General features: G+C 47.4%; 8 protein-coding genes. All 8 read left to right on the top strand.

Translation table 11 applies throughout. The annotated features are described in order from the left end of the window. The first annotated feature begins 211 nt into the window (after positions 1-211). A complete protein-coding gene (locus ACYVC2_RS00040; protein WP_461100210.1) occupies positions 212-3,229 on the top strand; it encodes a SusC/RagA family TonB-linked outer membrane protein in 3,018 nt (1,005 codons plus the stop codon). Between the two features lie 32 nt (positions 3,230-3,261). Continuing rightward, positions 3,262-4,794: a RagB/SusD family nutrient uptake outer membrane protein gene (locus ACYVC2_RS00035; RefSeq protein ID WP_461100209.1), complete on the top strand. Its 1,533-nt coding sequence runs from the start codon at positions 3,262-3,264 to the stop codon at positions 4,792-4,794. A 143-nt stretch (positions 4,795-4,937) separates the two neighbouring features. Continuing rightward, positions 4,938-7,355: an alpha-L-rhamnosidase C-terminal domain-containing protein gene (locus ACYVC2_RS00030; RefSeq protein WP_461100208.1), complete on the top strand. Its 2,418-nt coding sequence runs from the start codon at positions 4,938-4,940 to the stop codon at positions 7,353-7,355. 57 nt (positions 7,356-7,412) lie between these two features. Beyond that, positions 7,413-8,225, top strand: coding sequence for a phytanoyl-CoA dioxygenase family protein (locus ACYVC2_RS00025; RefSeq protein ID WP_461100207.1), 813 nt, complete (start codon positions 7,413-7,415; stop codon positions 8,223-8,225). A gap of 522 nt (positions 8,226-8,747) precedes the next feature. Beyond that, positions 8,748-10,772, top strand: coding sequence for an alpha-L-rhamnosidase-related protein (locus tag ACYVC2_RS00020; RefSeq protein ID WP_461100206.1), 2,025 nt, complete (start codon positions 8,748-8,750; stop codon positions 10,770-10,772). Between the two features lie 166 nt (positions 10,773-10,938). Continuing rightward, entirely contained in the window at positions 10,939-12,108 is a 1,170-nt protein-coding gene (locus tag ACYVC2_RS00015; protein ID WP_461100205.1) for a glycoside hydrolase family protein, read from the top strand. A gap of 3 nt (positions 12,109-12,111) precedes the next feature. Further along, positions 12,112-12,939 carry a sugar phosphate isomerase/epimerase family protein gene (locus ACYVC2_RS00010; RefSeq protein ID WP_461100204.1) on the top strand — a complete coding sequence of 276 codons (828 nt, stop codon included), beginning with the start codon at positions 12,112-12,114 and terminating at the stop codon, positions 12,937-12,939. A 705-nt stretch (positions 12,940-13,644) separates the two neighbouring features. Then, a complete protein-coding gene (locus tag ACYVC2_RS00005; RefSeq protein ID WP_461100202.1) occupies positions 13,645-14,199 on the top strand; it encodes a DUF922 domain-containing protein in 555 nt (184 codons plus the stop codon). The last annotated feature ends 314 nt before the right edge of the window (positions 14,200-14,513 follow it).

Below are 14,513 nucleotides of genomic sequence, written 5' to 3'. Positions count from 1 at the left end.
GCATCGTGAGCCCAAATTTACAGGACTGAACATTTTTTTGTACTTTTTGACATAAAAATAGGCTATTTATAGGCTGTCCATATTGGCAAAATGTAATTTCGGATCAGAAAATTACTGTAACAGATCGCATTTTCTGACCTTAATCCTTAGCCTTATGAGACACCATTACAATCGTGGCTGGACACACTGTTCTATCACCTTAATGATAATTATGCTGCTATTCAGCTATAGCAGCGTAGTAGCACAAACGCAAAAAATCACCGGCACTGTTCGGGATGTGCAGGGGGCTCCGCTTCCAGGTGTTAGTGTGGTTGTTGCCGGTACGTCAACTGGTACGATCACCGACGTTGAAGGAAATTTCTCTATTCCAGCCGTGAAAGGAAATACCCTTACCTTCAGCTTTATTGGCTACCAGCCTGTCAGTGAAAAAATCAATAATGCTGATGTGCTTGACATTCAACTGGTCACTGATGAAACCAACTTGAGTGAGGTGGTCGTGGTTGGCTATGGTACCCAAACCAAACGTGAACTGACTGGAGCTATCAGTAACATTAAAGCTTCTGAGTTAAAAGACATTCCCGCCACGAACATCAGCCAGCGGCTTCAGGGAAAACTGGCGGGGGTACAAATTAATCAGAATACAGGCCAGCCGGGCGCAGAATTGAGCATCAGGATTCGGGGAGCTGCCTCTATTAATGCGGGCAATAATCCTCTGATTGTTGTGGATGGCTTTCCAACAACGAGTGGGTTGAACGTAATAAACCCGGATGCCATTGAGTCAATTACCGTTTTAAAAGATGCGGCTGCGGCTTCGCTCTACGGCTCACGGGCGGCTAATGGCGTGATTCTGGTAACGACCAAGCAGGCGAAGAACGGACAACGAACTGTCCAGTTCAGCAGCTTTGTTGGGGTGCAGTCCGTTTCAGATCGAGGGAAGCCCGATTTAATGAATGCCCCGGAATTTGCGCAGTTTAAAAAGGAATATTACGAAGATGCCGCTCTGTACGAGGGCTACAAGGGTGGCGTTCCACAGCAATACCAGAATCCTTCCCAATACAGTCCGAACGATGGTACAAACTGGTTCGATGTTTTACTGCGAACGGCCGCCATCCAGGATTATAATCTTTCCATTTCTACCGACGCCAAAACCATTCAGTCATCCGTTCATTTAGGCTACAATAAGCAGGATGGCGTTATGCTCAATAATTCCGCCAGTCGCTTTACGGTTCGAGCCAATAATATTTTTTCGGTCTCTCCCAAGCTCAGACTTGGCCTGAATCTGGCAGCTACGCACTACGTTACCAACATAACCCCCGGTTTGGGCGAAGGCCGTAACATCATTCAGGTGGCCTATTTATCGGATCCCACCTTGAAATACAGAAATGATGACGGTACCTATCCAATCGGGTTTGCGCCACCGGGTATGTTTTCAACACCAAATTACTATCAGGTACTGAAGCAAACGGTGAATCCGGCTAAGTACATGGTCCTCATCGGCAATGCGTATGTCGATTATCAGATACTGAAAGGGCTGAATTTTAAGTCAAGCATTAATATCAATACCAGTAATGATATCAACCGGCTGTTCCAACCCTCAACGATTTTAGGCGGACCAACACCGGCAGCGTCAGCCAGTGGTAGCTACAATACTGCCAATTATTTATCCTGGTTATCCGAAAACACGCTGACCTATAACCGGTCCTTTGGCAATCATAACCTGGAAGCCCTTCTTGGCTATACGACCCAGAAGGTCAAGATGGAGAATAGCAGCATCAACGGTAGTCAGTTCCCGGACAACAGTGTTCAGTGGTTGAACGTAGCAGCCAACCGAATTGGAAACGTGGGTGCCAGTGACTATTCATTGATTAGCTACCTGGGCCGGCTGAATTATAACTACAAAGGAAATTATCTGCTTTCACTGGCTTTTCGAAGCGATGGCTCATCAAGGTTTGGGCCTGATAAGCGATTCGGAACATTCCCTTCGGCTTCGTTTGGCTGGGTAGTTTCCGATGAGAAGTTCATGAATCGCTATAAGATCATTGATTTTCTTAAGGTCAGAGCCAGCTACGGTCAGGTAGGCAATAACAACATTGGTAACTACACGTACCTGGCCGGCGTTAACCCATCGAATTACGTATTTAACAATGCATTGGTGTCCGGCCGCGTTCTGGCGGGTATTGGAAATTCCAATTTAACCTGGGAAACGACAACGGGTTTTGATTTCGGGTTAGATCTTTCGATCCTAAACAACCGCGTTAACTTTACCTACGACTATTATAAAAAGAAGACCGATGGCCTGTTGTATGCTATCGACATTCCCGTACAGTCGGGGTACTCAGCCGTTTCATCAAACATTGGCCGGTTTGACTTCTGGGGTCATGAGTTTGCCATTGATACGCGAAACATAGAAGGCAAGTTTACGTGGAGCACCAGTTTCAACATTTCCTTTAACCGTAACCTTGTTCGTAAACTCGGCACCAACGATGCCCCTATTGGGGGGTATCAGGAGTACTGGGATGACAACCGAACCGCGGTGGGACATCCGATCGGCCTGTTTTATGGCTATATCAACACGGGTGTGTATATGACCCAGCAGGAGTTTGATAGCCAGCCACATGGGGCTACGTCGATGGTAGGTACTGCCCGTTTTGCGGACATCAGTGGTCCGGATGGAAAGCCGGATGGAAAAATCGACATTAATGACCGGACGTTTATCGGCAATCCCAACCCCGATTTTGTCTACGGGATGACCAATACGTTGAGCTACAAGAAGCTCGACTTGTCCATTGTGGTTGCCGGAACCGTTGGGAATGACATTGCCGATGATGCTTTTCAATCGACGGAAAACATAGACGGCGTCTTTAACGTGCGGAAGGGAGTGGCCCGTCGGTGGCGTTCGCCCGAGAATCCGGGCGATGGCATTTATCCCAGAACCCGGGCGGGCACGACCGCCGACTTCCGGAATTTTTCAACCCGTCAGGTATTCAGCGGTACCTATCTGGCCGTCAAGAACATCACCCTCGGGTACCTTATTCCGATTAGCAACAATAAGACAATCAAAAGCTTCCGGGCTTATTTCAGCACGCAGAACCCAGTTCTTTTTACCAAGTATCCGGGCATGAACCCCGAAGTTGGCCTGGCGGGTTTAAATGGACTCAATCAGGGTCGTGACTTTACCGCGTTTCCTATTGCCAGAGTGTATACCCTTGGTGTTAACGTTAATTTCTGACCCTGACTTTTCTGACGATCATGAAAAAAATAATGTTTATTGGACTAATAGCCGTCTTACTGTCAGGCTGTAAAGAAAGTTTTCTGGACCTCACACCACCGACCAATTTAAGTTCGGCTACCTTTTTTCAAACGGAGGATCAGTTCAGACAGGCCGTTAACGCAGCTTACACGCCTTTACGGGAACTTACCGATGTTGGGGTGTACGACGATGAGATGCGCTCGGATAATACTTTCTTCACTATTTACCAGGCAAACCGTGGTCTGGAAAAATCAAGGGAAGCGTTTCCACAGTTCACCATTGATGCGACCGTTTCCAGTATTCCAAATGCACCGGGTAGTCGGTGGAACGCCAGTTATCGGGGGATAGCCTACGTCAATACAGTCATCGACCGGCTGGCGGCCAATACCAGTTTATCCAATGACGTTAAGAATTCCATACTCGGGGAAGCGCTGTTTTTACGGGCCTATTATTACTTCAGCCTGGTCACTCACTTTGGCGGAGTTCCACTTCAGCTAAACCAAGTAACCAATCCTGAAGCATCCTTCCAGGCACGGAATACGCCCGCCGAAGTGTATGCCCAGATAAAAACTGACGTAAAGAGTGCCATCGACCTGCTTCCCACGGTGAACAGTTTTCCGCAAAGCGGACGGGCCACGAAGGGAGCGGCTAAAATGCTACTGGCCTACGCCCTGATGTCGGGAGAAACCAGAGATTATGCTGCTGCGGAAAAAGAGCTGGTTGACATTACCAAAATGAATTATACACTCCTGGCCGATTACGCAAAAGTGTTTGACCCCGCCAACAAAAATCACCAGGAGTCTATTTTCGACGTGCAGTACATGGCAGACCGGGTTAGTGGCCAGCAAAGCGCCTTTGCCTGGCAGTTCATGCCTAAAGTGACGAATCCTACGTTTTTGATGGGTTTCGATGGTGGCCGGATGAATATCTTCAGCGGCTGGAACGTACCGACTGACGAAATGGTAGCTTCCTATGAGAAAGGTGACGTAAGACTCCCAGCTTCCATTGCCGTTGTAGAAGGAGTCATTAGTGGCGTGGAAGATTTCACGGCCGACTTTATTGGTTCACCTGTCAATTATACTCCGAAAGCAGGCAAAGCCTACCGGTACATGATTCGTAAATATTTTCACCCGCCTTACGATATCGCCTTCAATACGCCCGATAATTTTCCCGTTTACCGGTATTCAGGAGCGTTATTATTGCTGGCGGAATGTTTAGTGCAGCAAAACAAAGGGGGAGCCGCTTTGCCCTACCTGAATATGGTTCGCCGTAGAGCTGGTTTGGCGGAAGTAACGACCGTTACGCTGGAAACTGTATCGAATGAAATGCGGCATGAACTGGCCTTCGAGAACCATCGCTGGCAGGACCTAATCCGGATTGGCAAAGCCATCGAAACCGCGACAGCCAAAGGGAACCGGCTGAAAGCCCAGTATGGCTGGATTCTTCCATCTGCTTTCAATGCCACTCCGCAAAAGCTGCTGGACCCAATACCTTTCCGGGAAGTGCAGATAAACTCCAGGCTGGTACAGAATCCGGGCTATTAGGCCATTAGCGGCCGAAAAGATGAATGTAACTCCAGGCCAAGGCTCAGACTGGATCAAATCGACAAGGTGGGGTAGTAAATCCGTTCAAATCAGGGAGCGTTGCCATGATCATTGAAAGAATACAGCGCAAAAAAGTAAACCCCATGTTCGCTAACAAGCTACTGATGTTTGCCTTTTGCTTATGGAGTTTGTCAGGGCAGGGGCAGACAAAGGAGCCTTATCTGCCCCTGCATGGTGGCGCATTCAAGGCGATGCGGGTAAAGACTTCTCCCGATCCTATTATCAATTATCATTGGAACAACCCAAAAGCAGACGACAGTTTACAGATTTATCCGTTGTTTCCTCGCCAGCAGATCGCCCGGCCCTCAGGCGCTTTCCGGCTGGAGAAATCCGCTATTACAATACTGGGAACGGGAGAGCTGCAATTCGATTTTGGTCAGGTAAATGCCGGATGGCTGGAATTTGATTCAGGCGATTTGCAGGGTGAGGTCTTGTTAAGCATCAGCGAATACAACGAACCGGCGATCCTTAACGCGGGTGCTCAGCATCCCGTAAAAACGCTTAAACCCGTACGGTATGGTAATACGTACCGACTCGAATTGAATCATCAGTTATACGAGGGAGTTCGTTTTGCGTGGTTACACGTAAAAACGTTCGCCAGACCCTGGAAGCTGACTAATTTCCGATTGATCTGCCAGACAAAGCCCGTTAATTACCTCGGAAGTTTTTCCTGCAACGATACGCTGCTCAATCGAATCTGGTATACGGGAGCCTATACGGTAAAGCTTAATCTGCTGCAGGATTATTTGGGGGCGATTCTGATGGAGCGGAGCGACCGGCATTCCTGGACGGGCGATGCATACCCTTCGCAGGCCGCGTCCATGGTAGCGTTTGGCAATTTTGATTTTATCCGAAAAAACATAGCCTTTACCGCTTCGCAGGATAATGGAATTCCAGCCTATTCGATGTACTGGGTATTGGGACTGCTGGATTACTTCACGTACACCGGCGACACTACCTTTTTCAAAGATTACATCGACAACGCAACTAAACGACTGGATACGGCTTTTGGGCATTTTGATACGTTACCCAACCTGAGCTTTATGGGTTGGGATGAGCGGCTGGGCGCGGGATTCGAACGACCTAACATGGCCGAAAGTCAGCGAACTTATCGCTGGTTATGCATCAACGCCTGGTCAAAATTTTCGCAGTGTATGCTGTCGATTGGCGACACGGCTCTTGCGGCTAAATACAGCCGATACGCCACTGCCAAAAAACAGCAGCTTGTGGCAAATCAATTCGCTGATTATGGCGTGCACGCACTGGCTGAAGTCTTCAATGCCGGATTTGATCAATCATCGCGTGTGCAGGCGCTGGCAAAAAAATGGTTTGAGGATCGGAATAGCCGCCTTTCCTATTCGCCCTTCAATCAGTATTTCATTCTGCAGGGGATGGCCCAGGCTGGCTATAAAACCGAAGCGATCACAACCATTAAGGATCAGTGGGGCGGGCAGATCAGGTATGGAGGCACCACATTCTTTGAAGTGTTTCGGCCCTCCTGGAACAACGTATTAGCCCCTAACAGTGCTCCGATCAATAATCAGTGTGGGTATACCAGTTTAACTCACCCCTGGGGGGCAGGCGTATCAAGATGGTTATCCGATGAAATTCTGGGTATACGGCCTGTTTCTGCCGGCTTTAAAACGTTTAGCATTATTCCCTTTTTGACGGAATCGATTTTCAGCGTGAAAGGCTCGGTGCCCACGCCCCGGGGGATAATAACAGCGTCGTTTAATTCGGTAACCGGTGACTGCGAGGTACTTATTCCTGTTGGCACAACAGCGACCAAACTGGGTCTTCCCAAGAACGGTAAACCCATCAAACAGATAACGGTCAATAATCATCCAATCAGGGCCGTGGCCGAAGATGAAAAGTACGCTTATCTTCAAAACCTTTCTCCAGGCAGCTACGCCATCCGGATAAGTTATGGAAAAGCCTTACCGTCCGTAGACGCTCATTCCGATAAATGGCAATACGCCCTAACCGAATTTGCGGTCGACTCCATCACTGGTGGGAACTGGAAAAACCGTTATGGGAAAGATGGGTATTTTTTTGCGGGAAGTAAAAGTGAAGGCAACCTACTTAAAAAGCCAGCGTACATTGATTCGGTGCGGGTCGTTCGAGCGATCAATCAGTCATGGGAGGCTAAAACGAATGACCTCCGTGCTTTACAGCAGGAAGAAACGCAGGGCAGGTGGGCCAGTGCATTCATCACACAAGACCCTAAAGCCACCCTCCAGACCTTTACACTGGATGTTTTTGGCCATACCCACGAATCGTATTACCTGACGCTGTATTTCCTGGACTGGGATCGCAAAGGCAGGCGCTCGGCCATTGAATTGTTTGACGCTGAAACGCTCGAACTACTGGCCCCCGTACAAGTGATCGACAATTACGGGAATGGTAAATACCTTCGGTTCAAAGTGGATCGTCCCCTTCGCGTGCGAGTGAATCATGTGCGGGGACCGAACGCAGCACTGGCCGGCATCTTTTTTAACTAATTACGGAAGAACAATTATTCTAAACCGGTAGAGTCCATCTACCCAACCAGTATTATCATGAAAACACAAATTACCCCTCAGGACGTTGCCAGCTACCAACAGAATGGCTTCATTGTCATCGAAGACTTCCTGTCTGAGCACGAATTAACCGAGTGGCGCAATGCATTGAACGAAGCCCTAGTGAACAGGAAAGGAAACAAGCTACCGGGCCGGAAAGAGGTGTATGGCAAAGGAGATGATGCCGACAAATCGTATTACGATAACGTATTTGACCAACTGCTTAATCTCTGGCAGGACAATGCGGGAATCAAAAAAATTATGTTCGACGAGCGGATCGGCAAAATGGCAGCCCAACTAGCAGGGGTAGATGGGATACGCATCTGGCATGATCAGGCACTTATCAAAAAGCCCTGGGCCAATCCGACTTCCTGGCACCTGGATACTCCGTATTGGTCGTTCACGGACCGGAGGGCGTTATCGATTTGGGTAGCGCTGGATGATGCCACGCTGGAAAACGGTTGCCTGTTTTTTATTCCGGGCTCGCATCAGCAAACCACTTTTGAGAATCCTGGGATCGGTAAGAATATGGGGGCTATTTTTACAACCTACCCGCAATTTTATAAAACCAGATCGGTGGCTGTTCCCATGAAAGCAGGCAGTTGCTCCTTTCACAATGGGCTAACCATACACGGTGCCCACGCAAACATGACACCCGGCTATCGACGAGCCATGACCTGCGCCTATATGCCTGATGGCAACACGTTCAATGGAACCCAGAATATCCTGAGTGATGACGAAGTGGCTAAATTATCGATCGGTAGTTTACTGAATAATGATGCAGTAACCCCTTTAATTTACTCCCATTCCTGATCCAGGCGTATTTGAACCATTGTAGCGGGCCGTTTCATTCAGAATAGAACGTGTATGTTTTTAAGACCGAGATTTCTTATTTGGCTAAGTTTTTTCCAATCAGCGTGTTGGGTTGTGGAGGCTAAAAATCCAGGTATTGACCATAACCGGACGACCAGCACCATCACAATTACCGTTCCAGATAAAAAACTGTCCTTGGTCGTTGACTACGCTACCGGTTGCACAGTCAACGAGCTACGAATCCATTCTGAAAATACGTTATCGAAAGCGGGAGTTTTTACTGGTATAAGCATTGGCAGCAAACAATACACTTCCCAAAAGCTGCTTGTCCGGCCGCAAATACATGAGGATTCGACGGGTCTTACGCTTCAGGGCATGACCTATGGGGATTCGGCGAATAAGATCACCGAGGACTGGCATTTTCATTTGCATAATGATAAAATCATCTGGTCAATAACCCGCGTATATAGCACCCCGTTAGAGCTCCAGGAAACTGCTTTTCCTCGATGGAATTTTAGGAGTATGGGCCAGTGGAAAGGAGGAATACTGGATAATGGAGGAGTAGTGTGGTGTAAATACTTAAAACAACGCGATGATTCGTACGGTGTTCACACGGGTGGCGTTACGTTCTGGAATGATATAACCGGTCATGCGCTACGTATTCAGGCTCATTCGAAGGATTCACTCGCTGCTAAATTCTCACACAGCCCGCAGAACGAATTTACCTGCACGCATTCAGCAACCCCTTCTGGCTTACTGCCGAGGTATGACCTAAGCCGTTTTGTCGCCGGAAAAGCGGACATCTTTTCGGGGTTCAAGACACAAAATCAGGCAGTAACGGTCGAATATGAATTGCAATATGTAGATTATGCCAAAGACTACTCCCGTGGCAGGCTTCCCGGTATCGATAGTCAGGCCGTTCGCGAACTGCTCAACACGACAGGCCGCTACGGGGTTGTCGACAATAACATTGTCGGCGGTAATGGCTGGCTGACCAACTGGAAGTGCTTACATGAGCCATTTTTTGCCCAGATTGGCCTGGCGTTAAATGATCCCAATTACACCAGGAACCTGTCCGCTACCCTCGATCAGGAACGGGATCAGGCCATGCTGGCCGATGGGCGGGTACTATCGCGATGGCATAACACACCGGGTGACGAAATACCTGGGACATATAATAAAGAAACTGGATATTACGAAGCCCAATGGGGATATACAGTTGATTCGCAGACGGGTTATGTCATCAATACCAGTGAGCAATTTGCCCAGACAGGTAATCTGGCCTGGCTCCGTTCACATCAGAGTAGCTGCGAAAAAGCCCTGGATTGGTTGATTCGGCGGGATGCTAATCAGAATGGCATTTTCGAGATGGTAACTACGGGCATTGCCGAACAGAAGGCCAGTGACTGGGTCGATATTGTCTGGGCCAGTTATGAAAATGCGTTTGTTAACGCTCAGTTGTATGAATCGCTTACCCTCTGGGCCGACTGTGAGAAAGCCCTGGGTAATCGCCAGAAAGCGGCTGACTACCTGCAGATTGCCGCCCGGTTGAAAAAGGCGTTTAATCAACCCCTGGAAAAAGGGGGTTTCTGGTCGGAGGTCAACCAGCAGTACGTCTACTGGCGTGATCAGGATGGCTCGGTGCATGGGGATAACCTGGTCACTCCGGTGAATTTTGCGGCTATTGCCTTTGGCCTCTGTGATGATCCACGGCGGATCAACCAGATTCTCCGGCAGATTGAGCAGCGAATGGATCAGGAAAAGCTGTTTCACTGGCCACTTTGTTTTGACTCCTTTAAGCGGGAAGAAGTTCAGGGAGGAAACTGGCCGTTTCCTAAATATGAGAATGGCGATATTTTTCCGACCTGGGGTTACCTGGGAATCCGGGCGTACGCCACGTACAATAACCAGATTGCCCTGCGCTACGTTAACAATTTGCTTACCCAGTACCGAAAAGACGGGCTTTCGTCCCAGCGTTACAGCCGCAAAACTCAACTGGGTCTGGGCGATGATATTCTGGCGGGAATCAGCACGACGATAACCGCCCTGTATCGGGATATTTACGGAATTCGGCCAAAATGGAACCGCATGGGCCTTGAGCCGCATATGAGCAAAGCACTCGATGGTACCGCCTTTACGTATACCTTACGGGACACAATCTATCAGGTTAGTTTACGGGTTGGTCAGTATCGTCTGCGTACCAAGGAATTTTCCGTTACCAGCCACGAGCGGTTTGGTGTCAGCAAAGCAGTCAACAAGCTAACCTACTTTCACCACAATGAAGACTGTTCGCTGCTCCAGATCACGGCTCCGGCTAATACGTTTGTTCAGGTTGACATTAAAACCTGGAAGCCCGACTCTCGTGCCTGGGTAACCCGATCAATGGCTGAACCGACATTTAGAATCACCGCTCTACGGCCGAATGCGCGTTACCGAATCCACATCAACCACCAGACTAAAATTATTAAAGCAAACCCAGATGGCGAGATAAGTCTGAAACATGATTGCCGGAACGCAACGACATTTCACGTAATTAAGGTGAGCTAATCGTAATCATTTAACCTGTTACGTTGCCATTTGTAACGCTTTATGAAGACTTAAACTTATTGCCGTTCGGAATGGGTATTTTCAAGTATAGATAGGATGGTTTCGTAAATGTCCGACAGATGATCTGTCGGACAATTTCTCCCAGTAAGTACCAAGCTGATTAACAATGCATCGGGCGAAATATGACCAGATAAGTATAAACAATTTGACAATCAACAGGATAGATCAAGTACATACGAAACTTGTTAAGTTTTTTTCCAAGGCTATATCTAAAATGAAAAACCGCCTGTCCCTTTTGTTTTTATTCGTCTGTTTTTTAGGATCACCAGACGCCTTTCCTCAAAATGAACGCTACGTTGATGGACGACCGGCGGCTCGTCATCGAATTGATTGTACCGATCAGGGTATAGTGCTGCATTATGGTGATGGAAAAGACAGCTGTGATGCATATGGAGCGAGAGAAGCTGTACTGAATAAAGTGGGTGATACCTATTACCTATTTTATGACGGAGCCGGAAAAGATGGCTGGAAAGCCTGCCTTGCTACCAGTGCAGACCTTATAACGTGGACAAAAAAAGGGGCCATTCTTGAACTGGGCGATTCGACAAAAAACGACGCTAAAAGCGCGTCATCTCCCTGGGTCATAAAGGATAAAAACACCTGGCATATGTTTTATCTGGGTACTCCAAACGCAACCCCTGCCCCCGATCGGATTCCCTCCTTTCCGTATCTGACCATGAAAGCCAGAGCCTCGTCGATCGAAGGACCCTGGATAAAACAGTACGACTTGCAACCATTTACGACAAAGCCTGGTACGTTTTACGCATTGACGGCTAGCCCTGGATTTATTGTGAGGTATAACCATGAGTTTTTACAATTTTTCAGCGGTTCGGCAAATGAGAACAAAGTGGTGAAACGAACGATTGGGTTGGCAAAAACCCGGGATCTCAATAGCACCTGGAACATCATCGAGGCACCTGTCTTCCCGCTGGAGGAACAGATCGAAAACTCAAGTCTTTATTATGACAAGGACCAGAAAACATGGTATCTGTTCACCAATCACATTGGTATTACCAAACAGGGAGTCGAGTTCACAGACGCTATCTGGGTGTACTGGACGAAGGATATACTTCACTGGCAAAAAGAAAACAAAGCCATCGTTCTGGACAAACAAAACTGCAGTTGGTCCAAAGGAGCTATTGGCATGCCTACGGTCATTCCAATGGGAAACAGGCTTGCGCTGCTCTATGACGCAGCGCCGGGCGAAAGCATAAGCCATATGAGACGAAATATTGGGCTGGCCTGGATTTCATTACCCATCCGAATTCATAATTGACATATGGAAATCAAGATCTTGAGTCCACAGTGGGGCCATGAACACCTGCCAGTGAATGACTTTATCGATAAAATCGTCGAGGCTGGTTATGATGGCGTCGATACCTGGTTTCCAGCGGATCAGAAGACGAAAAGACGTTTTTTGAATAGCCTTGAAAAAAAAGGGCTTGTCTTTGTTGCTCATCAGCATGAAGCGGCAGGTGATACGTTCACCGAATTTCAGGCCAGTTTCAAAAGAAACCTGAAAGCCTGTGCAGACGCATTGCCCGTGCTAATCAATTCACATACCGGCAGAGACTATTTTACGCCGGAACAAAACCTGGCTCTGGTCGACATTGCTGCCGAGATATCAGCCCAAACAAACATTCCGATCGTACACGAAACGCACCGTGGCCGAATGGGTTATTCACCACAGACCATGGAATATCTGTTCCTGGAACGGCCGGAGTTGGAAATAACAGCTGATTTTTCGCACTGGGTGTGTGTTACTGAAAGTATGTTAGCACATTTCAAACCTATTCTTAATGAGGCAATTTCCAGAACCCGGCACGTTCATGCCCGCGTAGGTTTTGAACAAGGTCCGCAGGTAGCCGATCCCAGAGCCCCGGAGTGGGCTTATGCCCTTAACCAGTTTTTAGCCTGGTGGGATGCAATCGTGGAAGTGAATGCACTCAAGCACAGAGATTTGTTAACATTCACGACCGAGTTCGGACCCGTTCCCTATATGCCACAGGTTCCTTTTACCGGTAAGCCAATCGCTAGTCAATTTGACATCAACTGCTTTATGAAGAAATTGCTCACTGACAGATATGTTGCTGCAATGACCCCATAATTTACTAGTGTCATCAATGAGAGCCAGGTTTTTACAACTTAAAATCATTCCTGTAATATCCTGGGCAAATAAAAACTATTTCAGTAAATCGGCTGCTCCGAACTTGACAGTTAGTGAAACCTATTCGTCTCATAAAACGCTCTCTCCTGAGACAAGGGGTTTCTTACGGTCCGTAAATGGGGGGTACGACGACGCAACCGATTTTCGATGCAAAGCCCATTGCCTAGGTCGACACAAAATAAGTTGTAGAATCAATAGACCCATTCATACTCCTGCGGAAGCCCCATGCAGATGATGGTAGAGGTCAGTCGGGAAAAAATAAGATCGGGAAAATCCCAGCCAGATTATGCCGACAGCCAGCCCAAAATGCCAAGATGCATTAGGATACAGCAGAGTCTGTTTTGGTGAAGTAGCGGTGAAGTGGTCTTGGTTAGACTCTTTCAACTCAGTAAATTGTTTTACACGTTGAAAAGTAAAGGAGGAAACCAGTTAACGTATTACTAAGCTGACGGCCTTATGTCAATCTTAGAAAAGGCTCCCGCTTGAGACGAGGGCGCGTCCACAAAAACGGGCTTTTATTGAAACAGTAGTTAGTCTGATTTTTAGTACTTTGGCTATCATATAACAGATTATACAACAGAAAGCTTATCAGTTTTGCCACTAATCTTGTAATAGACATCAACGGATATTCATAGCCAAATTCATATGATTTTACCACGTTGGCTCAAAAGCAAATTTATTCTATTGCTCCTTTCAACAACTTTTAGCCCTCTACTCGGTCAGGCCCAAGCAGCGTATACCAGCAAGATAATTGCAAATGGTAAATTGAAATGGGAGGATTTTAGTGGTCCCGTCGATCCCACTTCGAAATATGCTGCTACGACCCATTACCAGATTGTCTATACCTATAAAGTAATTTCCATAAAAGGAAGTCGGGTCAGTCTTAATCTGCAGGTGTCTACTCGATTGAGAGGGAACTCTTGGGTAAAACCGACTCAGCGAAGCGATGAACTTTTAGTTCATGAACAGGGCCATTTTGATATTGCCCGGATACATGCATTAAAGTTCAAAAAGGCTATCCTATCAACAGTCTTATTGAAAGACACCTACAGGGAGAAAATAAACTTAGTCTTCCAGCTCCATCTAATCAACGCCAAGCTCATGGGTTTACAGTACGATGAAGAAACCAATCATTCGCTCAACAAATCTGACCAGAAAAGATGGAATCAAAAAATTAATGGTTTGCTCTTAGCTCTATGAATGTGTTTACAAGAGTGTTCTAATTCTAGGTTTATTGCTGGGTCTGGTTTAACATAGTGCCAGTGGTCAATTGATTGGCCGCATGGGTTTAGTAACCAATCCAGGCTTTACAAGCGCACAGGGTAGGGGCTGCTGATTAAGCTACTACAGGCGTGCTTTTCCGCTTACTAAAATTCCCGACAAGCCTATTGAGCTCCTTGGTAACTTACTTCAGTAAACCACTAAACCAGATCCGGCTGGTTCAGCTAGACTCCCAATCCCCTGCCATGAAGCGTCGAACATTTCTCCAGGCCACTTTACTCACCCCTCCCTTC

This window comes from Spirosoma koreense (assembly GCF_054777875.1).
The sequence above is the reverse complement of the archived record's forward strand: the minus strand, read 5'-3'. Positions and strand labels throughout refer to the sequence as shown.